The sequence below is a fragment of the Streptomyces sp. x-80 genome, from assembly GCF_046549095.1.
Lineage (GTDB): Bacteria > Actinomycetota > Actinomycetes > Streptomycetales > Streptomycetaceae > Streptomyces > Streptomyces celluloflavus.
In genome coordinates, this window is record NZ_JAJPWM010000029.1 from 12,803 (window position 1) to 33,790 (window position 20,988).

Annotated in this window: 14 protein-coding genes and 2 pseudogenes; 8 read left to right on the top strand and 8 right to left on the bottom strand. The window is 65.8% G+C overall.

Going from position 1 to position 20,988, the window contains the following annotated elements; genetic code table 11:
• Positions 1–1,088: 1,088 nt before the first annotated feature.
• Positions 1,089–3,410 carry an Ig-like domain-containing protein gene (locus ACLJWH_RS37480; RefSeq protein WP_411146276.1) on the bottom strand — a complete coding sequence of 774 codons (2,322 nt, stop codon included), beginning with the start codon at positions 3,408–3,410 and terminating at the stop codon, positions 1,089–1,091.
• Positions 3,411–4,383: 973 nt separating this feature from the next.
• Between ACLJWH_RS37480 and ACLJWH_RS37485 the strand changes: the two genes are divergently transcribed.
• The 3 genes from ACLJWH_RS37485 to ACLJWH_RS37495 all read left to right on the top strand — a co-directional run bounded on the left by ACLJWH_RS37485 (position 4,384) and on the right by ACLJWH_RS37495 (position 7,650).
• Complete coding sequence (locus ACLJWH_RS37485; RefSeq protein ID WP_411146277.1) at positions 4,384–4,785, top strand: WhiB family transcriptional regulator; 402 nt, start codon at positions 4,384–4,386, stop codon at positions 4,783–4,785.
• A gap of 238 nt (positions 4,786–5,023) precedes the next feature.
• Complete coding sequence (locus ACLJWH_RS37490) at positions 5,024–6,598, top strand: D-ribitol-5-phosphate cytidylyltransferase (protein WP_411146278.1); 1,575 nt, start codon at positions 5,024–5,026, stop codon at positions 6,596–6,598.
• 2 nt (positions 6,599–6,600) lie between these two features.
• Positions 6,601–7,650, top strand: a complete 1,050-nt coding sequence (locus ACLJWH_RS37495; protein WP_411146279.1) for an LCP family protein — start codon at positions 6,601–6,603, stop codon at positions 7,648–7,650.
• Between the two features lie 57 nt (positions 7,651–7,707).
• On the opposite strand, the pseudogene ACLJWH_RS37500 reads toward ACLJWH_RS37495, so the two are convergent.
• Together ACLJWH_RS37500 and ACLJWH_RS37505 are read right to left on the bottom strand one after the other, a co-directional pair.
• A pseudogene (locus ACLJWH_RS37500) lies at positions 7,708–8,893 on the bottom strand (IS30 family transposase).
• Positions 8,894–9,005: 112 nt separating this feature from the next.
• Positions 9,006–9,413 (bottom strand): annotated as a pseudogene (locus tag ACLJWH_RS37505) (sensor histidine kinase); the annotation flags it as partial.
• Positions 9,414–9,509: 96 nt separating this feature from the next.
• On the opposite strand from ACLJWH_RS37505, the gene ACLJWH_RS37510 reads away from it, so the two are divergent.
• A complete protein-coding gene (locus ACLJWH_RS37510; protein ID WP_411146280.1) occupies positions 9,510–10,049 on the top strand; it encodes a GlcG/HbpS family heme-binding protein in 540 nt (179 codons plus the stop codon).
• Between the two features lie 229 nt (positions 10,050–10,278).
• Here ACLJWH_RS37510 and ACLJWH_RS37515 read toward each other — a convergent pair whose 3' ends face one another.
• Both ACLJWH_RS37515 and ACLJWH_RS37520 read right to left on the bottom strand, forming a co-directional pair.
• A complete protein-coding gene (locus tag ACLJWH_RS37515; protein WP_411146281.1) occupies positions 10,279–12,285 on the bottom strand; it encodes a hypothetical protein in 2,007 nt (668 codons plus the stop codon).
• 71 nt (positions 12,286–12,356) lie between these two features.
• Positions 12,357–13,670: a glycosyltransferase family 2 protein gene (locus tag ACLJWH_RS37520; RefSeq protein WP_411146282.1), complete on the bottom strand. Its 1,314-nt coding sequence runs from the start codon at positions 13,668–13,670 to the stop codon at positions 12,357–12,359.
• A 654-nt stretch (positions 13,671–14,324) separates the two neighbouring features.
• On the opposite strand from ACLJWH_RS37520, the gene ACLJWH_RS37525 reads away from it, so the two are divergent.
• The gene (locus ACLJWH_RS37525; protein ID WP_411146283.1) at positions 14,325–15,344 is read left to right on the top strand and encodes a transglycosylase family protein; all 1,020 of its coding nucleotides are present in this window, start codon (positions 14,325–14,327) and stop codon (positions 15,342–15,344) included.
• 518 nt (positions 15,345–15,862) lie between these two features.
• Positions 15,863–16,765 (top strand): UTP--glucose-1-phosphate uridylyltransferase GalU, encoded by a 903-nt coding sequence (gene galU, locus ACLJWH_RS37530; protein WP_411146284.1) that lies wholly within the window; start codon positions 15,863–15,865, stop codon positions 16,763–16,765.
• A gap of 113 nt (positions 16,766–16,878) precedes the next feature.
• On the opposite strand, the gene ACLJWH_RS37535 is transcribed toward galU, so the two are convergent.
• Genes ACLJWH_RS37535 through ACLJWH_RS37545 form a run of 3 tightly spaced genes read right to left on the bottom strand, consistent with a single transcriptional unit; the run spans position 16,879 to position 19,561 of the window.
• Positions 16,879–17,385 (bottom strand): hypothetical protein, encoded by a 507-nt coding sequence (locus ACLJWH_RS37535; protein ID WP_411146285.1) that lies wholly within the window; start codon positions 17,383–17,385, stop codon positions 16,879–16,881.
• A complete protein-coding gene (locus ACLJWH_RS37540) occupies positions 17,382–18,911 on the bottom strand; it encodes an ATP-binding protein (protein WP_411146286.1) in 1,530 nt (509 codons plus the stop codon). The genes ACLJWH_RS37535 and ACLJWH_RS37540 overlap by 4 nt, the downstream gene beginning before the upstream one ends.
• Positions 18,912–18,919: 8 nt before the next feature.
• Positions 18,920–19,561: a winged helix-turn-helix domain-containing protein gene (locus ACLJWH_RS37545; protein ID WP_411146318.1), complete on the bottom strand. Its 642-nt coding sequence runs from the start codon at positions 19,559–19,561 to the stop codon at positions 18,920–18,922.
• 187 nt (positions 19,562–19,748) lie between these two features.
• Between ACLJWH_RS37545 and ACLJWH_RS37550 the strand changes: the two genes are divergently transcribed.
• A complete protein-coding gene (locus ACLJWH_RS37550) occupies positions 19,749–19,973 on the top strand; it encodes a hypothetical protein (protein WP_411146287.1) in 225 nt (74 codons plus the stop codon).
• A gap of 163 nt (positions 19,974–20,136) precedes the next feature.
• On the top strand, positions 20,137–20,376 hold the full coding sequence (locus tag ACLJWH_RS37555; RefSeq protein WP_411146288.1) for a hypothetical protein: 240 nt from the start codon (positions 20,137–20,139) through the stop codon (positions 20,374–20,376).
• Positions 20,377–20,988: the final 612 nt, after the last annotated feature.

Genomic DNA, 20,988 nt, shown 5'->3' on the forward strand with positions numbered 1-20,988 from the left:
GACACATCGCAAGCGGGAGGTCGGGCACCTGGTCTCGGTGGGCGGGCGGCCATCCCTCGGAGGCGGTGACGGTGTTGAGAGAGTTCTCGCCCAGGAAGTGCGGGACACGGACCCGGGCGCCGGAGAAGACCGACAGCGCCGAACAGAAGCCTTCTCGGAGACATCAGCCCATGCGCGGCGTCCTGCGCTCAGCCCGAACTCTGCGGCCGACGACAGCACGGAAGCCCCAGCGGAGTCCGGCATGGGCGAGTTGACCTACCTCATTCCCAGCCCCTGCCTCAGTGCGACGTCGAGCATCCTTGTGCAGAGCGAGTCCGTCTGCCCCAGGCTCGGGCCTGCTCATCGGAGAGACGGACGCGGAGCACGGGCCAACTACCCTGCCCACCAGTGAAGTTGGAACTTCCCACCACCTCTTTGTGGTTGCCGCGGCGCAGCGGAAGATGTCTCCCGGCCCCGCAGCGCTTCGCGACCGCGCGAAGGAATCCGTATCCGCGTGGGCGGGGGTCTCCCACACCACCCGTCGCGAGAACGCGTCGCGGATCGCGGAGAGCCACGGCGATCCCTCGCCGATGGGATCATCATCAGATCGGTGACCCACGGCCGGTTGGGGGCAAGCACGGTGAAGTCCCTGCTCATGAGATCGGGGGCGAGGGTGGCCTTCGGATCGCGACGTGTGAAGCCCTTGCGGCGCGGGCTGACGCCGGCGAGCTGGGTCTCGCGCATCAGTCGCCCGCCCCGCTTTTGGCCGACGAGGGTGCCCTCGCTTTTGAGGACCGCGTGGACCCGGTTGTCTCGGTCTGCGGGTGTCTTTGCAGAAGAGCTCGGGCACCTGCGGCAGCCTGCCCTGCCGTGCTTCGTCCTGGGTGCCTGAGCCTGTGTCACGTGATCCTGCCTTTGTGGCGGATGGATCCCGCCGGCAATGCCCTATGCACCTGAGCGCTGGCACTTGCGCGACAGGGCGCACACGCCTGCCGTGCCGCGGCCCGTGGAGAAGACACGGTGCTCTGTGGCCGCGGGGCGGCGGTGCTCCAACGGCTGGTGCTCCCGCGGAAGGAAACCACGAGAGCACCAGCGATGGGGCAGGGAGATTACTTGACGGTGAAGGTCACCTCGCTCGCCGCGGTATCACCACCGTCGGCGGTGATACCGGTAGCAGTCACCGTGTGCTTACCCGCCTTGAAGGTCGGCAGCACCGGGTTGGAGATCCACCACTTGTCGACAATGTCACCGGTGGAGCCGACGGTGTAGGTGCCGATCTCCTTACCGGTGTCCTTGTCGGCCAGCCTGACCTTACGGATGCCCTTCTCACTGTCGGCGGTGCCCTCGAACTTCACCAGGGGACCGGTCACCGTGCTGCCCGCGGTGGGCTTGGTGATGACCGGAGCCGGAGCGTCAGCCAGGACCTTGAAGGTCACCTCGCTTGCCGCGGTCTCGCCACCATCGGCGGTGATACCGGTAGCAGTCACCGTGTGCTGACCCGGCTTGAAGGTCGGCAGCGCCGAGTTGGAAATCCACCACTGACCGGCGGTGTTACCGGTGGAGCCGACACTGTAGGTGCCGATCTCCTTACCGGTGGCCTTGTCGGCCAGCCTGACCTTGGTGACACCACCCTTCACACGGTCAGCGGTGCCCTCAAACTTCACCTTGGAAGGCTGCGTCGAATCCGCCGCCGGCTTGACGATCACCGGAGCGCCGGCCTGCGCCCTCACCGTGAAGCTGACGGTCGCAGCCTTGGACTGCACACCGTCCGCGGTCAGCGCGAACGCCTCCACCGTGTGCCTGCCCGAAGCCAGCGTCGGCAGGTCCTTGTTGGAGATCCACCACTTACCAGCAGCATTGACGCCGTAAGTGCCGATCTCCTTACCAGAGCCCTTGTCGACCAGCTTGACCTTGGTGACCCCGTTCTCCGCATCAGCGGTGCCCTCGAACTTCACCTTGGAAGGCTGCGTCGAATCCGCCTCCGGCTTGATGATCTTCGGGGCTGTGATCGCAGCGGCCTTAACGTTCCGCCTTGAACTCCAACTGGACAGCTCCCCGCTCACATTCTGTTGAGTCGTGAGCCAGTTGTCCCCGACGTCCAGGTCCTTGTCGACAGTGATCGTCCACTTGCCGTCCGTACCGACCGTGGCTGTGCCGTACCGGACCGAGCTGTTGGCCTTGGCGAGCTCGATCTTGGCGCCCGGGATACCCGTGCCAGTGACCGCGGGTCGCAGACCCACCTGCGCCCCCTCAGACGGCGACGTGACCACCGGAGCTGTGATCGCAGCCGCCTTGACCTTCCGCCCGCTACTCAGGGCAGACGTCTCCCCGCTCACCGTCTGCTTAGCCACAAGCCAGTTATCCCCGGGCGTCAGGGCCATCGTCCCCGTCCACTTGCCGTCACTACCGACCGTGACCGTGACCAAGGGAACGTTGTCATTGTTGTTTGAGTACAGCTCGATCTTGGCGCCCGGGATACCCGTGCCAGTGACCGCGGGTCGCAGACCCACCTGCGCCCCCTCAGACGGCGACGTGACCACCGGAGCTGTGATCGCAGCCGCCTTGACCTTCCGCCCGCTACTCAGGGCAGACGTCTCCCCGCTCACCGTCTGCTTAGCCACAAGCCAGTTATCCCCGGGCGTCAGGGCCATCGTCCCCGTCCACTTGCCGTCACTACCGACCGTGACCGTGACCAAGGGAACGTTGTCATTGTTGTTTGAGTACAGCTCGATCTTGGCGCCCGGGATACCCGTGCCAGTGACCGCGGGTCGCAGACCCACCTGCGCCCCCTCAGACGGCGACGTGACCACCGGAGCTGTGATCGCAGCCGCCTTGACGTTCCGCCCCGGACCCCACTCGGACAGCTCCCCGCTCACATTCTGCTGAGCCTGGATCCAGTTGTCCCCGACGTCCAGGGCCTTGTCGACAGTGATCGTCCACTTGCCGTCTGTACCGACCGTGGCTGTGCCGTACCGGACCGCAGTGTTTGCCTTGGCGAGCTCGACCTTCGCCCCCGGCGTACCCGTGCCGGTAAACGTGGGTCGCAGACCCACCTGCGCCCCCTCAGACGGCGACGTGATCACCGGAGTGCTGACGGTTCGGGAGGTGGGTGCGGAGCGCAGGTCGATACCGCCGCCCGGTGCGCTAGGGGCACCTGGCTTCGAAGCCGCAGGCTTCTCCTGTGCCTTATCTCCCTTCCCGCCATCCTCCTTCTTGCCCGCTTCCGGGGCCACGGCCCGCTTGTCGCCGGACTTCTTGCCGGCAGGCTTCTCGACGCTCCCGCCGTTGTCCCCGGCATCCTGCACAGCAGCGACCGGAGCCTTATCTGCAGCGAAAACGGGGGCGGCCTCGGCAACGCCCACAGCGGCCATAACCGTGAAGGCACAGGCCGCAGCGAGACGGCGCTTGCGAGTCAAAATCGTGGAATTCATGACAGATCGGTCCCGTTCTCCAGAAGAGCGAGTAAACAGACAGGCCACCTCTCCACGAAACGTGGAAAAGCCCAGTTCAATGTGACGCCCCTCAACCCCGTGAACTCACACGCGACAGGCACAAGCCAGGCAGAACCACTGCCACCGGCACTGACCAGGTCACGGTCCAGCAGGCTCCGGCCTGCCGACCGGGGCGTCACCAACACCCTCCCTCACACAAGAACCCACACCAGAGCCCCGAAAGTAGACACCCCCACAACAGAAGGCTAAGCAATCCAAAACCAGCCAGACAAACACCCACTTCAGCCACACTCAGCGAGGAGTACAGGGCGTCCAACCAGAGGTGAGCAGGCAACGGAAGCAAAATCACTGCCGACGGCCGGCAACAACCAACGCCTCCACAGGCACGACCACCTCCAAGCAACCACCGAGAGCCGACCCCACCCAACACCCCCACAACAGCAACACCAGATCAGCACCAAGCCACAAACAAAACCCACAGCCCCCCCACCCCACTCCCTCAAACACTCCAACCCGAAGCACACCACCAACCCTGACACTTCCAAGAGCAACCACCCACTACCCCACGCCACAACCCGAATCCATCGACGGAAAAGCAAGGACGCCCCATGCCCCCACGCAGCGTCCTGTTCGCTCTGCTGCCGGGCGCGGCTCTGCGTATTCCTGTTCGTTTGGCTAACGGAGGGGTCTGCATCCATCTCACGATTGGGCTTACCAGGGAGAGCGGGCGGTAGAAGCCGGTGGGTCCGCGCGGGTTCCCGTAGGTGTCAACCGACGGCAGCCAGAAACAGACTAAAGTGCACTGGATGCGCTGGGGGGCAGCCTAGGGTTGGTGAATGGAAAATCTACGGGAAGAGAAAGTTGCATAGTAGTGCCTGAAGTCCCCGGATCCGCCGGCCCCATCACCATTCGTGCCGTCACCCCGCCCGAGCTGGGGGAGCTCCCAGCTTTTGTGAGTACTGCCCCGGACGCTTTCCCATGTTCTCAGGAACCGGACTTGTGGCATTCGCCCGGCTCCGCGGAGCGGGAGCAGGCGAGGCAGCGCTGTGGTTACTGTCCGTTCATCCTGCCTTGCAGGGAAGCGGGCAGAGAGGGCCGCGAGTACGGAATCTGGGGTGGAGAGGGTGAGGCAGAGCGCGCAAAGGTGGGCCGCGAACCCAGGGGCTGGCGGCGGGCCCAGCGCGTTCCGGGCCGGTTCGGCCCGCCCCCTCAGCCGTGCGGCACACAGACCGCGTGGATACGCCACAGGCGAGCGGGAGAGGAGCCATGCGCCCCGTGCACAGTGGCTCACGAGGAGCATCTCGCGCACGAGCGTCGTCTCAGGACGCTCCGGCGCGCTCCTAGGGCGGCGTGACCCACGGAACTGCACGCAAGAAGGTCACCGAACGCTGGCTCCAGGCGGATTCAGTCCGCTTTCCTCTTTCTCATTTCTGCAGAAGTGGACATGGAAGTATCCGTTCGCGCAACCCTTGGGTCCCCTTCCTCTCATACATTGAATGCATGTTTCGTGGTCCAGGCAAGGGCGTACTTGCTTCGCCAGCCAGACGCGACGAGAGAGATGTCGAGTGGCGCCGAGAAAAGGGGATGCAGGAATGAATGCGAGGCTCCGGACCACTGCCGTGGTTCTTGCCGGCGGTACGGGGCAGCGTATGGGCCTCGCGCTTCCCAAGCAATTGGTGAAAATCGCGGGAAAGGCGATCATCGAGCACACCCTTCAGGTGTTCGAGGAATCCGGCGATGTTGACGACGTCGTGGTGTTCATGGCCCGTGATCATGTGTCTGCTGTCCAGGAGATCGTTACGGCCGCCGGATTGGCCAAGGTGCGGATGGTGCTTCCCGGCGGGGCGGACCGCAGCGACACGACCCGGCGGGCCATCGATGCCCTGAGCGAAGATCTCGCTCCCGGTGAGGACATCAATGTCCTGATGCACGACGCCGTACGGCCGCTGGTGTCCCAGCGCATCATCACCGACTGCGTCCGGGCACTGGAAAAGTTCAGTGCGGTAGATGTGGCCATTCCGTCGGCAGACACCGTTGTGGTCACCCGGACGCATGGCACCGACGGCGATTTCATCACCGAAATACCCGACCGCAATCGCCTGTTCCGCGGCCAGACGCCGCAGGGCTTCAGGCTGTCGACGATCCGCCGGGCGTACGAACGCGCCGCTGGTGACCCGCACTTCCAGACTACCGATGACTGTTCGGTCGTCCTGCGCTATCTCCCCGACGTACCCATTCACGTGGTTCGAGGCGAAGAACGCAATATGAAGGTGACCTACCCGGTAGATATCTCGCTGGCCGACAAGCTTTTTCAGCTCGCTTCACAGGAAGCGCCCGAATCGTCCGACGACGCCACGTACCGCACGCTGCTGTCAGGGAAAGTCCTAGTCGTTTTCGGTGGAAGTTACGGTATCGGCGCGGAGATCGCCGCCCTGGCCGAGGGATACGGAGCCAGGGTGTTCTCCCACAGCCGCTCCGGAACGGGAACCGATGTCTCCAACCCGCATCACATCGAGAAGGCCCTGGCCGAGACATACGCGAAGGCCGGGGCCATCGACTGCGTCGTCAATACGGCGGGCGTGCTGCGCATCGGTGACCTCGCCGACAGTGATGCGGAAACCATCGAGCATTCCACTCGTGTCAACTACCTCGCGCCGTTGTACCTGGCGCGCTACGCGCACCGTTACCTGGCCGAAAGCCGTGGGCAGTTGCTCCTGTTCACCTCCAGCAGTTATACGCGGGGACGTGCTCAGTACTGTCTCTATTCCTCTGCCAAGGCCGCTACGGTGAACCTCGTCCAGGCGCTGTCCGATGAGTGGGCCATGGACGGAATCCGCGTCAACTGCATCAATCCGGAGCGCACTCGTACCCCTATGCGTACGCGAGCCTTCGGCGACGAACCAGCTGATTCCCTGCTGACTTCTACCGCGGTCGCCCGCATTTCCCTGGACGCTCTCATCTCCCCTATCACCGGCCATGTCATCGATGTACGCAGACAGGAACTGCGAGATTCTCCTGCCACAGGGCCTGCCAGCCTTCCGGCACGTCCCGGCAAGGCAACACTTCCTGACGTGAGCCGCCAGAATGGCCGGCAAGAAGAGGCTTCTCCTCGGTTCTCCTCCCCCCACACCAAGCAGCAGTCTCCGCACCTGGTCGGTAATCTCTAGAAATGGGCAGCATGAAAGAGCCGCTGGAAAACCACCGATCGCTCGGAAAGCGTATCCGCAGGGTGGCGTGCTGGGCCGTAGCTGGAGCGGTTGTCGCTGTTGGTGGGCTCGGCGCCTTCGCCTACATGCGCCTCGATTCAAATCTGAAGTCCATCGATATTGGCGATGCGCTTGGAAAGGACCGTCCGAAGGATTACAACAACGGTTCGCAGGATATTCTCGTCCTCGGCTCCGATTCCAGGTCCGGAGCCAACAAGGACCTCGCGGGAGGTGATACCGGGGGGACAGCGCGTGCCGACACCGCGATGGTGGTACATGTTCCGGCGGGTCAGAAGAAAGCCAGCGTCGTCAGTATCCCCCGTGACACGCTTGTCACACGCCCCGAATGTACGACCAAGAGCGGGAAGCAGGTACCCGCCGCGAACCGAGTGATGTTCAACTCGATTTATGGGACCGGTGGCCCTGCTTGCGTCGTCAAAACGATAGAGCAGCACACCGGAATTCGGATGGATCATTTCATCGAAATCGACTTCGCCGGGTTCAAGAGGCTGATAGATGCTCTGGGTGGCATCACAATCAGCATCGATAAACCGATACATGATAAGAGCAGTGGCCTGGAGTTGCAAGCCGGCACGCACAGACTGGACGGTTCCCAGTCCCTCGCATTCGTCCGGACCCGGCACGGCATCGGCGACGGGAGCGACCTCGGCCGCATCGAACTGCAGCAGAAGTTCATCCTGGCGTTGCTGAGCGAGGTCGAGCGGCAGAATCTGCTGACCAGCCCCGCCAAGCTCTTTCTCTTGGCGGATTCCGCAACCAGGTCTCTGACGACCGACTCCCAGCTGTCTTCTCTGGTCTCCCTCATGAACTTCGGGAAAAGCCTCAAGCACCTGGGCCCGGCCACGACGGAGTTGATCACTCTACCGGTGGTGGCCGACACCGCGGACCCGAACCGTGTCGTTCCGGCCCTGCCCCAAGCCGAAGAGCTCTGGAAGGCGCTCAAGGCCGACCAGCCCATCCCTGCGTCGGCGAAGACCAAGAAACGGGGATGACCACGCCTGGGCCTTGACCCTTGATCGGCGGATTCCAGGGATCGTCGCAGCACGTGATCACTGACGTGTGGTGGCGAGCAGCTCAGACAGACGCTCGGCTGGGGTTTCCCAGCCGAGCCTTTTGCGTGGTCGGCTGTTGAGTTCGGCGGTCACGGTGTCGAGGTGCTCGCGGCTGTGCAGGGACAGGTCGGTGCCCTTGGGGAAGTACTGCCGGAGCAAGCCGTTCGTGTTCTCGTTCGATCCGCGCTGCCATGGGCCGGCGGGACTGCAGAAGTGGACCTGCATGTTCGCCACGGTGGAGAAGAGCTGGTGCCTGCCCCGCCATCTCGTTGCCCTGGTCCCCGGTCAGTGACCGTCGCAGGGGGGCGGCAGCTGGCTGATGGTGGCGGTGAGGGCCTGGTGGAAGTGCTCTGCCCGGTGTCCGTCGGGCAGGTGCACCAGCATGGTGAAGCGGGTCGTGCGCTCGACGAATGTGCCGATCGCGGAGCGGTGGCCGGCGCCGACGATGCAGTCGCGTTCCCAGTGGCCGGGAACGGCACGGTCGGCGGCTTCGGCGGCCGGTCGCTGATCATCACCATGGGGGCGGTGAACCGGGGTTGCCGCTTGTATGCCTGGCGGCGGGGGCGCCGGCGGACCCGTCCGGTCCGCAGGGCGCTGGTGAGTTCGCGGCGGACTTCTCCGCGGCCCTGGACGTAGAGGGCCTGGTAGATCGTCTCGTGGGTCACGTGCCTCTCCGGCCGGTCGGGGAAGCGTGTCCGCAGAACCTGGCTGATCTGCTCAGGGCTCCACCGTTGTTCGAGGTGGCTCTGGATGAACTCTTGCAGTTCGGGGTTCTGTCCTGTCTTCCCGGCCTTCGGGCGGGGCCGACGGACCTCTGCTCGGCTCTGTGCGGCGTGAGGGCGGTAGGCCCACTGGGATGCGTCACCACGCAGCGGCATGCCGTTGCTGCGTATCTCCCGGCTGATCGTGGAGTGGCTGCGGCCGAGCTCGGCGGCGATCTGCTGGGTGGAAGCCTTCTCCCTCAGCCGGTCGGCGATGTGAAGGCGGTCGGCCTGGCGCAAGTACCGCGACGGACCGTCCGGCGAGATCGGCCACCGCACGCTGGGCCTGGCCTTCTCCCCGGTGGGCGCCGCACGGCCGTTCCACCACCGCTTACCGGTCCGCAGGCTGATGGCGACCGCTCGGCATGCTTCCCGACTGCCCAGCCCCTGGTCCATGAGCCGGAAGTATTCCTCCCGCTCACGGACCAGGGGCTTGCGGCCCTGAGATCGGCCTCGGTTCTCCCTGATCTTGAAGTCCATCGCATCCCCTGAGCTGGGGTGTTGCGACGACCACTAGAACGGAAGCCCGGCAGATTCCAGATCGAAGCCCCGCCCGTCATCGGCGATGTCGAGCACGACCTGATCGTCGAGGTAGGACAGGGTCAGCGCGGCCGTACGGGCCTCGGCGTGCTCACGGACGTTGGCGAGCGCCCCCTGAGCGATCCGCAGCGCGGCCTGTGCCGTCTCCGGCAGCGGGACGGGAAGACCGTCCACGACGCCCCGAACGGATATGTCCTCGGGCTCCCGGGAGGCCAGCGCCTGCAACGCGGCTTCAAAGCCCCCGCCGTCGGCGAGCCCGGCCGGCGCGAGGTCGGGGACGGAGTGCCGCGCCTCGGGGAGGTTCGCCTCGGCGATAGACGCGGCGGTACGGACATGGCCGCGCGAGACATCAGGATCGCCGTCTCAGGTGCGCTCGGCGGCCTGGAGCAGCATCGTCCGGGACCAGCCAGAAGGTCGGCCTCCGCGCCCGTGCCGCAGGCCGAGGATGGGACGCAGCAAACGACGAACCCGTCAGCTCACCATCCCAAGGAGCCTGTCATGAAGAAGATGTCCCACCATGTCAAGGTCCTCACCTGCTCAGCTGCGGCCGCTGTGATCGCCGCCGGAACTTTCAGTGCTGTCTCCGCCACCGCGTCCGCCGCGGCCCCGAAGGTAAGCACTTCGCACAGTAACCTCACCGCCTCCAGCCACCTGTCCATCACCGCCGCGGCCAAGGCCGCCCAGGCCGTACTGGACGCCGCAAGAAAGGACGGCCAGAAGCTCTCCGTCGCGGTCGTCGACCGCAACGGCAACACCATCGTGACGATGCGCGGCGACGGCGCGGGGCCGCAGTCGTACGAGTCCGCGGTGAAGAAGGCCTACACCGCAGTGTCCTGGAACGCCCCCACCTCACGACTGGTGAAGAGCCTCGACAAGACACCGAACCTCAAGGACATCCCCGGCACCCTCTTCCTCGCAGGCGGCGCCCCGATACAGTCCACGGGCGCACCCGTCGCAGGCATCGGTGTCGGTGGTGCCTCCTCCGGTGATCAGGACGAGAAGTTCGCTCAGGAGGGCGTGGCAGCCCTCGGTCGTTGAACTGGCGCCGCTGTCAAGCTTGTTGGGGCGTGAAGTCCTCACCGAGGTGGACGGGGGAGGCGATCGATGTCGCTCAGCCCGCGCTTTCCGTCCGGTATGGCGTCCGTGGTGACCTGGATCGACACGGTTTCATGACCACGCGAACTCGCCTCCGGCAGCAGTACTCAGCCAGGGGCCACGGGGCTTGACAGTGGCTCTGTTGGTCAAGGATTCCCGGGGCCGGCTGTTCTCAGAGGTTGCTGAGCACAGCCGACGCCCGGACCCTGCTGGTATCGGTCAGCCGACGTACCTCGGCCTGAAACCTCTCGAAGGCGTCCTCGTCGGGGCCCAGCAGGTAGTCGCGGAGTGCCTGACGCTCTGCGGCATGGATGTCGGCCTTCGGGTCCCGCAGGGCAGCGAGCAGTTCGCTCATTCCCTCCGCTCGCGGTCCGACGATGGTCCCGGCGCGGCAAGCGGTGTTTTGGCGCTTCATCACACCGGCTCCCACACCGGCGGCGTCCACTACGGCGTACGGCTTCAGCGTGGCGATGAAGTCGGACACTACGCTGGAGATGTCGGACACCAATGCGTCCGCGGCGTTGAAGCAGCTGTACAGTCGGGGGCCGTCCTGGGGAATGACGCGGTGTTCCCAGTCCGGCGCGGCCTGCCAGTAGAGCGTTTCCCAGCGCTCGCGAAGCTCGGCGACCGTCCAGGCTCGGGCAGGGTCCTTTGCCGCATCGCGGGAGAGTTGCGCCTCATCCATGGTGCGTTCGGCTGGGCGGAGCCCCTTCAAGCAGGTTTCGGTCAAGGCGAGTTTGCGCTGTGCCTCGATGCCGCCCGATCGGTGGCTCATCCACCGTGGGTCGGCGGCCCGTCTGGCCGCTGCGGCCTCGATAGCGGTGACGATACGCAGATGAGCTGCCTTTGCCCTGGGGTCACGGATACCCGTGAAGGGGTGCGGCCGGTAGAGCACACGTACCGGGGCGTCGGCCTCCAGCAGTTCCCTGACGACGTTCTCGCCGGCGGCGAGGAGCGAGGTGCTGCCGGGGTCGCCGTCCCAGCCCTCCCAGGTCGGCGCGTACAGCACGGTGGGAATCCGGCCCCGTGGCGGCCCCGACCACGGCCGCAGGGCGTCGAGTTGGGGACGCCCGACTTCGACGATGCTGTCGTCGCGCACTCCCACTTCGGCGAGTGCGTAACGGTCCCGGCCGGCGCGTCCGGCCGTCCAGATTTCGTCGTAGACCTTGGTGTAGGGATTGATGCTGGCTGCTTTGTCGCTGTCACCGTGGCCGATGAAGACATGCTTGATTGTCGGTACCCGCAGCAGGTGAATGTTCTTCCCGACATTGGCCGAGTACAGTGCCACCCGGATCGGGGAAAGATCCAGCGCCATCAAGAGCGTGGCACTGGGGACACACAGCACTGGAAGGTTCGTGGGCGGGAGCTTGTTGGCCAGATGGCGCTCTCGCAGCAGGACCACCGCGGGGACCTCGAGGCGTTCCATCGTGTTCAGCCACATCTCAACCTGGTAAAGGGAGTCTTTGGCACCCGAGAAATACAGCGCCGTGCTCGGCCGGTAGCGGCGCAGCCAGTCGTTGACCGCGCAGACCACGGCTTCGCTGTCCGGTGCGGCGTGGCGGCCGACGGCATACGGGAGCAGAGCGAGCGTGTACAGCATGGCTGTAATCAGGGTCAGTGCGACACCGATGATGCCTGGGACGGTTGAGCCGGTGCACACGGCGGCCACGAGCCCTGCCGTGGCGAAGACGTCGGTGTGCAGCATTTTCAGCGCGGCCCTGTGCCTCAGGGCGGCCGGCGGAGCGTCGGGGATGCATGCGTCGCTCAGATCGATGTTCCGGGTCACTACCGGCAGCCGTCGGCGCCATGTGATCAACTGCACGAGGGCACTGTGCGGAGCCTGCAGGCCGTACCAGAGGGCCATGCCCGCAACGGCGCAAGTGAACAGCGTCGTACCACTGTGGCCTTCGCGAGCGAGCAGGACGAGGAGAAACAGCGTCCGTACGAGGAACCGCACCGTGAGGCCGGTACGGGCCTTGCCCAGCTTCCGCAGCAGCGAGCTGGTATGCAGATGCAGATAGCCGTCCGCCACATAAGCCGATACACAGGCCGCCGCGAAGAGCCACGGCGATGGGGTGAGGGCAGCGGCGGCCATGCCGATGTACCCGATCAGCAGCAGGGCCAGGGCTTCGTATTCGCGGCGTGTAATTCCATGGAGTACTTGGCGGGTGGCTGGCATCGGGAGACCTGCTTCATTGCGGAGATCCTCGCCGGGAGGCGAGACAGCGGGGCGATTCGAGGGTGCGGGGGTCACCGGCGGGCGGACGGGGCGCTGGGCAGTCGGTGAGCGAGCGGAATCCTGTGTATGGCACGGCGCAGAATGGGGTATCGGCGAACGGCCCGGCGCCCGGTGCTGAACGCCGTACGGCACAGTCGGTTCCACTGGGGGTGGCGTGGAGCCCATCGGAGTGTGTCGGAGGTCAGGGCCTCACGGGCGGTGACTTCGTACATTGTGTCGGGTATTCCCGCAGACCGGTCGCGAAAATGCGGGTATGCGAGGAACAGTGTCCGTCGGCGGCTGTCCAGGAGGGCGGCAGGGCGTTTCTTGTCCTTGATGAAGGCCAGCACGTCCCGTAGCAGATCCATCCGTTCAGTGGCGACGCAGTGCAGGCGCAGCCGTTCGTCGACTTTGAGCAGCGCGGCCACGCCTGGGGTCCAGTAGGCGTCGGTGAGCGGTCGGGCGAGGGCCAGCTTGTGCTCCTGGATCTCCTCATTCTGTGTCAGGAGACCGGGTCCGAATTGTGGTAGAAGTGTGATCAGGAACGGGCGGATCATGAGCTGGTCCCTGTGCGGTCCCGCGGGGACGAACTGCGCGATCAAATGCATCAGTGCCTGCGCCGAGTCAAAGCGCAGGGTGTAACTCCCGCTCTTGGTGAGGTGCTTGCCGTCTTCGCGGCCCACCAAGTAATAGCAGGTGTAGTCGGCCACCACCGAGACTCCGTTGCCCCGCAAATACGCTTCCATGGTGAACAACGCGTCCTCGCCGGTCTTGAGGCTCTCGTCGAAACGCATCTCGTGCCGCATGAGCAGTTCTCGGCGGAACAGCTTCTGCGCGCTCAGCGTGAACTTGATGTTGGACGAGAAGACGTCCGCGCGATTGAGGTTGCGGCCCCACATGGATCTCGGGGCTCCGCGGTTCACGCCGATGACCTTGCCGAGGACGACATCCGTTTCGTTCCGATCGGCCATCGCCACCATGCGCTCCAGCGCTTCCTCGCCCAGGTAGTCATCTGCGTCCATGAAGAACACGTAGCGGCCGCGTGCCAGCGTCAGGCCTGCATTCCGGGGGCGACTGGCACCGCCCGAATTTTCCTGGTGCAGGACACGGGTGGGAATACGGCTGTACTGCGCGAAGTGGTCCAGGAAGCCCGGGCCGGCGTCCGTGGAGCCGTCATCGACGGCGATGATCTCTATGCGGTCCGCGGCCAGGGTCTGGGCCTCGATCGACTCCAGACAGCGCCTCAGGTAGGGCATGCCGTCGTAAACAGCCAGGACCACGGAGACATCGGGCTCACTATGCGGCGCAGAATCGGCGCCGACAGCGGCGGTGGTCACTTCAGTCATGCTCTTGCCTGTTCCTCTGTTAGGCACTCGCATCTAACGACCTCGGACCGGGCGTGCCTCAAGTGTGCGACGGGGTCGATCCCGGTCTCGTCGATCGACGCTACGGCATTGGGAACCATCGACGACAAGACAAAGGTGACATGCGGGGCGTCAAAGTAATACTTCTGGCTGCGAACCTTCGCACCATCCGCACTGCTGCCCAGAGGCGCCCGATGGCACTGTCCGGGGTCAACGGTGTGGCTGCTTACCGCGACTTTCCCGTCCGATTTTATTCCATTGGTCAACTTTCCAGGTCTCCCTTCCGAGGTTCCGGCCGACCCCGGGGCCGACCATGAGCATGTCACATATGGATGACTGCCAGCCCCCGCCGGGGCAACGAGGTGCCCGCTCGAATGCCGACAGAATCGCTCACCTTTCAGCGGAAAGTCATCCACTTTAGTCGCCGCTGGGCGAGTTTTCCGGTCCGCAAAATCGAAGGACCGGATGTCGTGAAGTGGCTCCTTCGCTCACTGCATGGCACTCCTCACGTCGCAAGCCTCGGCCGGCTTGGAGATGGGGCCAGGCCTCGCCTGTAAGTCGACACGCCAACGCCTCGGGGCTGCTTCAGGCCGCCGTGACAGGCGTCATCTCCGCCCGTACCAAAGGAATCCACACATGCCCTCCCACCGCAAGACATCTGTACGTCGTCGCCGTCCGGGCTTGGCATCCGTGGTCGCAGTGTCGGTGGCCGCCCCCCTCTCCGCCGTGCTTATGAGTGCACCGGCGACCGCGGCTCCGGTCTCGGTCTGGGACCGAGTCGCCCAGTGCGAAAGCAGCGGAAACTGGGCGACCAATACCGTGAATGGGTATTTCGGCGGACTGCAGTTCGCCCAGGGGACCTGGGACGCATTTGGCGGCAGGCAGTACGCTCCTCGCGCAGATCTGGCGACCAAGGACCAGCAGATAGCCGTAGCGGAGAAAGTGCTTGCCAAGCAGGGGCCCGGGGCCTGGCCACAGTGCTCGCCACAAGCCGGCCTCGCCAAGGGCGGACCGGCTCCTCAGCTGAACACCGGAGACACCGTCACCGGCCAGGCCGCGTCGAGTGCGCCGCAGCGGGTCTACACGGTCGGGGCAGGGGACACTCTCCGCCAGGCGGCTGAGCACCTGGGGGTGTCCTGGCAGCGGCTTTATGAGCGCAACAAGAGTGTCATCGGCGACAATCCGAATCTCATATTCGCCGGCCAGAAGCTTCTCTACGGAGCTCCCGAGAGCGCCTCCGCCACGGACGAGGCGACCGTCGGCAGCAACACGGCCAGCCGAATCGTGGATGCGGCACGCACCAAGATCGGCCTGCCCTATGTGTGGGGCGGCGGCTACATCGACGGTCCGTCGGGCGGCGGTTTCGACTGCTCCGGCCTCACCGTGTACGCCGCATACCAGGGCACCGACGGTTCGGTCACGCTGCCTCGCACTTCGCAGCAGCAGCGCCACGTCGGCAAAAGCGTGCCCCGTGACCAGATGCGCCCCGGCGATCTCATCGTCTTCAACAACGACGGCAATTGGGGCCATGTCGGTATCTACATCGGAGACGACCGCATGATCCACGCTCCCCGGACCGGAAAGAACATCGAGATTACCGATCTTCCCGGATACTGGGAGCGCTTCGCCTGGGACATCCGTCGCATCGCTGACTAACGTGTAGGTTCCGATTCATTCTGTCGTATCCGACGCGCCTTTCGGCAATGTTTCGGCACGGAACGGAAATCCGCAGGTCGGCTATCGATCGCACCTCAACGGTCCGCCCCGGTCGGAGGATCTGACAGATCAACCGGACGAATCCGCCGACAAGTCGTCCGGACGGATCCCCAAATCCGCTGGTCATCGCGGTGCCCGACGACAGGTCAGATCGGAACTACATCACGGCGCGGAGTCACGGTACTCAGCAATGAGCTGAGATCTTCCAGATACGCCCGCAAATGTTGGGCTTGAGCCGACTTGAGCACTCCGAAGCGCCGGGCAGCCCCTTCCTGATGAACTTACAGCAGGCGAAATGGAAGAGTTCACTCAGCCAGGTAATCTGCGCGGGGCACTCTAGACCGAGAAAATTCCGGTAGCCAACAACCCTGTACATGGCCACCTGGAATACACGGATAGCGTGCCTGTAAGCGAGGGGATAAATCATTCATCCTCAGAAAGTTTTCATGGTTCTCCTGATGCCCAAATCAAACGCTCCGATCGTCAAGGCTGTCATCCCGGCAGCCGGCCTCGGCACCCGGTTTCTCCCCGCGACCAAGGCCACGCCCAAGGAGATGCTCCCGGTCGTCGACAAGCCCGCCATCCAATACGTGGTCGAGGAGGCGGCCACCGCCGGCCTCTCGGACATCCTGATGATCACCGGCCGCAACAAACGCCCGCTCGAGGACCACTTCGACCGCAACTACGAGCTCGAAGAGGCGCTGCAGCGCAAGGGCGACGAGTCCCGGCTGGCCAGGGTCCAGGAGTCCAGCGACCTGGCGACCATGCACTACGTCCGCCAGGGCAACCCCAAGGGCCTGGGCCACGCCGTGCTGTGCGCCGCCCCCCACGTCGGCGACCAGCCCTTCGCCGTCCTCCTCGGCGACGACCTCATCGACCCCCGCGACCCCCTGCTGCGGCGGATGATAGAGGTCCAGGAGGAGCACGGCGGCTCCGTCATCGCGCTGATGGAGGTCGATCCGGCGCAGATCCACCTCTACGGCTGCGCGGCCGTCACCCCCACCGGCGAGGACGACGTGGTCCGGGTCGCCGGCCTGGTGGAGAAGCCCACCCCCGACGAGGCCCCCAGCAACCTCGCCATCATCGGCCGATACGTCCTGAACGCGTCCGTCTTCGAGGTGCTGCGCAAGACCGCCCCGGGCCGCGGCGGCGAGATCCAGCTGACCGACGCCCTCCAGATACTGGCCGCGGAACCGGCGCTCGGCGGGCCGGTGCACGGCGTCGTCTTCAAGGGCCGCCGCTATGACACCGGCGACCGCGGTGACTACCTCCGCGCCATTGTCAGACTGGCATGCGAACGTGAGGACCTGGGCCCGGACTTCCGGGCCTGGCTGCGCAGTTATGTCACCGAGGAGATGTAGACGTTGAACGGCACCACCGCCCCAGATGCCCAAAGGGCTTTCTGGCGACTGGCGTGGGCCGGATACGGCGGCAGCGCACCTACCGGGAAATTCCATCACGTCTCCACGCGGACCTACTGCTCTATGAAGAACGGGCACTGATACGGCCCCAGCGATGAGCGCGGGGTACGGACCGTGACCTGGACCGTGTCCGGGCGGACCTCTTTGTGGAGAACCGATTGGGCGCGTGCCAGGGTGCAGACGAGTTGCCCTAGGCGGAGGTTGTCATCGGCGGGGAGTTCAGCCTCCGAGAGAACCACTGTGATCTTCTCCCCGGTGCCGGAAGCGGTGATGCCGCCGATGGACTCCAGAAGGTTGGTCATTCCCGAGGCTCGCTCGCTCTTGGACGGGCCAACGCTGAGGAGTTTGAGGGCGTCCTGCAAGTCCTCGACCGCCTGGGAGGGGCGAGAGACCGCGCGCAGGCCGGCGTCGGTGGCGAAGTAGACCCGCATCCCCCGGATGAGACCGGTGGCGGGGGCACCGGAGTTGAGGACGCCGGTGGACGGGATGCCGCATCCCCCGAGGAGTCCTACGAGCAGCGGGGCGAGCGCGGCACTCCGGCGTATCGTCGCGGATTTCATACGGGCTCTCCTGGGCCGTGCGGCGGCATGGACCAGCGCGGCAGCCGCAGGGTGAAACAGGCGCCGGCGCCTGGGCGGTTGGCGGCGGTGAGGGTGCCGCCGTGCAGCCGGGCGTTCTCCAAGGCGATGGCCAGGCCGAGGCCGCTGCCGACGCCCACCGCCTTGTCAGAGCCATCGGCGCTCTCCAGGCGGGCCCGTGAGGCGTCGGCCTTGTAGAAGCGGTCGAAGACATGGCGGGCTACATCCGCCGGCAGCCCCTTGCCGTGATCGGTGACGGTCACCGTCACCTCTTCGGGCGTGTCGGTCAGGGCGACCTCGACGGGTGCGGCGCCATGCCGCAACGCGTTGCCGATCAGGTTGGCGACGATCACGTCGACGCGGCGCCGGTCACACACCAGGCGTACGTCCTGGGGCAGTTCGGCTTCGACCCGGTCGGTCCAGCCACGTAGCGACAAGGTCGCCCGGACAGTCTCGCCAAGGTCGGTCTCCGTGAGGCTAAGGGTTGCGGCGCCCGCGTCGAACCGGGAGATCTCGATCAGGTCGTCGACCAGCCGGGTCAGGCGCGCGGTTTCGGCACTGATGGTTCGGGCCGCGTACGCGGTGTCCGGCGGCAAGGTGCCCTCGTCCTCGTCCAGTACGGCAGAGACTATGGTCATCGCGGCCAGCGGGGTACGCAGTTCGTGTGAGACGTCGGCGACGAAGTGGCGGGCGCGCTCCTCCTGTTCGCGCAGATCAGCGACGGACGTCTCCAGGGCGTCGGCCATGGTGTTGAAGGTGCGGGCCAGGGAAGCCAGCTCGTCCCGGCCGCGCACCTCGACGCGGGCGTCGAGGCCACCGTCGGCAAGCCGGCCGGCGGCGCGTTCCAGGCGCCGCACCGGCCGGAGTACCGCACCGGCGGAGAGCAGCGCGATCAGGGCGGCGACCCCGAGAACGGGCAGAGTGCCGTCCCGGACGGCAGCGAGCAGTGCCTGCGAGTCGGTGGCCTCCTTGTCGAGGCTGGAGACGGAGAGGACGGCCACGCCGGAGGGCTGCTTGTTGTCGGTGTACAGCACCGGGGTTCCGACCGCGAGATAGGGGCCGTCGTCCCGGTTGATCCGCTGGAAGACGAGGCGGCCCTCGCGGCTGATGGCGTCGCGCAGCTCGTTGCTGATCAGGGAGTAGTCGGCGGTTTCGTCGGAGACGCCGGTGAGCGTCCCGTACCGGGCCATGATCTTGCTGGTGTCGCCGAGGTGCTCAGCGACCTGCATAGCGAAGCGGGTCAGGCTCCTTTGATCGGGCGGCACATCGAAATCGGCAGCGGCATCGGCGACGCTGGAGCGCAGTTCCTGCATGGCGTGGGCCTGCACCCGTTCCACGATGGCGGTACGCGCCTGCCGGTAGGCCAGGGCGGTGGCGGTGACCGTGATGAGCAGGCAGCCCAGGACGAAGGCGGCGGTGAGCCTCCCGCGCAGCCCGCCGAGCGCACCGAACAGGCGCTTGGCGCTTTGTGCCCCCGGTCTGTGGCGCTCCGGCTCCGCGCGCCTCACGCGGCGGCTCACAGCCGCCCGAACCGGTAGCCGAAACCACGCACCGTCTGGATGCAGCGGGGCTTGGCCGCCTGATCCTCGATCTTGGCCCTCAGTGCGCCGACGGCGGCATCGACGAGGCGGGAGTCGCCACGGAAGCCTTGTTCCCACACCAACTGGAGATACTGCTCGCGGCTGAAGACCTGATCGGGCAAGGCGGACAGTTCCAGGAGCAGACGGAGCTCGGTGGGGGGCAATTGCACCGGGGCGCCATTGACGCAGACGGTCAGTCCGGCGCGGTCGATGGTGAGGCCGCCGTGCATGCCACGGGGCAGGGGCGTGCGCGGGGCCGGTTCGACGCGGCGCGGCGCGGCGCGGATGCGCGCCTCCAGGACGACCGCGGTGACAAGTTTGACCACATAGTCGTCGGCTCCGACCGCCAGGCCGCTGACCACGTCGATGTCGTCGCCACGGGCGGTGAGCATGATGACCGGCGTAGTGGACATGGTGCGGATACGACGGCACACCTCGAAGCCGTCCATGTCGGGCAGCATCAGGTCCAAGACGACCAGTTCTATCCGGGGGCCGGGCCGGCCGAGCAGGGCCAGGCCCTCCTCGCCGGTGGGGACGGCGTCCACTTCATGGCCGTGGCGGCGCTGCACGAGGGCCATTCCCTCGTGTACGGAGCGGTCGTCTTCGACGATCAGCAGGTGGTGCGACACGCTGTCGATTATGCGTGGCGAGCAGCTGAGCTGCCCGTTCCCGCCGGTCTGCCGGTGATCTCCGGCGTCTTTTTTATTACGTACTCATCATGTAGCCATGCAGTACCCATCAAGTTCGGCGGAGACAGTGGTCCGTATGACCACGGACTCCGCCTCTCGTCTCTCTCGTCTGCGTCTGGCTGCGCTGGTGGCCGTTGCGGTGCTCGTCCTCACTGCGGCGTGGGGCGGCTCCTCGGGCAGCAGCGGCGTCCAGGTCGCCTCGGAGTCGGACGGCTCCTCCCCCTTCACGGAGTACCAGGGCACCGACCGGGGCTCCGGGGAGCAGGCCGGCGGCAGAGCGAGTTCTACGGCGCGCGTATGATGTATGTCCGACGCATGCGCACCGAGGCTGCGTCAGCGACTTCCCGGACCCGAAGCTCTCCGACTACCTCGACGGGGACAAGGTCAACGGGATCAGCGAGCGCTAGCCGGAGGCGGCCAAGGACGGCAAGAACGGCGTCCGCGGTCCTGAGCTGCAGGCAGCCGTGGCCAAGGATCCAAAGCGCGACCCGCAGAAGGAGTACGAGTCGATGCTTGCCCACGCCACGTGTATGAGGGAGCACGGAGTTTCCAAGTTCACCAACCCGGCCATGTCGGGCGGCAAGGTGATGCCGGGCGGTGAGCCCAACCCCGCGAGCCCGTCCTTCGACCAGGACGTACCCGCCTTCAAGCAGGCCCGTGAGGCGTGCAAGGACAAGCTCCTCAACGGTCTGGACGGTCAGTGAAGCGTCATATGACCCTTGTGAGCGTGGGCACGGTGGCTGCGGCGGGTGCCGCTACCGCCGGTGTGCTGGTCGTCGACGACGCTGAGGCCGGTACGCTCAACAAGTTGCCGGCCGCCACCGCCGAGATCACCCGCACCAATCGGACGCTGAGCAAGACCGTCGAGGGCAGGCTGGGCTTCTCTCAGCGGCGTCCGGTGAAGTCCGCTGTCGAGGGCACCGTGACGGTGGCCTCAGAGGAGGGCGCCACCCTCCGCCGGGGCGAGACGCTGTACGCGCTGAACGACACGCCGGTCACGCTGCTGTACGGCCCGGTCCCGATGTTCCGCGAGATGAAGACGGGCGACCGCGGCTCGGAGGTACTCCAGCTGGAGCGGGAATCTGTGTGCCCTGGGACACGGATCCCGCCTGATAGTGGGTCCGTACTTCGACGAAGCCACCTAGGCCGCGGTCAAGCAGTGGCAGAAGGCCCTCAGCCGCGAGACCACCGGCAAGGGCGACGCGGTCTTCCAGCCGGACGTGGTCAAGGCGGTGGAGGCCGACACGGCCCTCGCCGATCGGACCGGCCCGGACAAGACGGTCCTCACCGTCGGCTCCGCCCAGCCGGTGATCCGC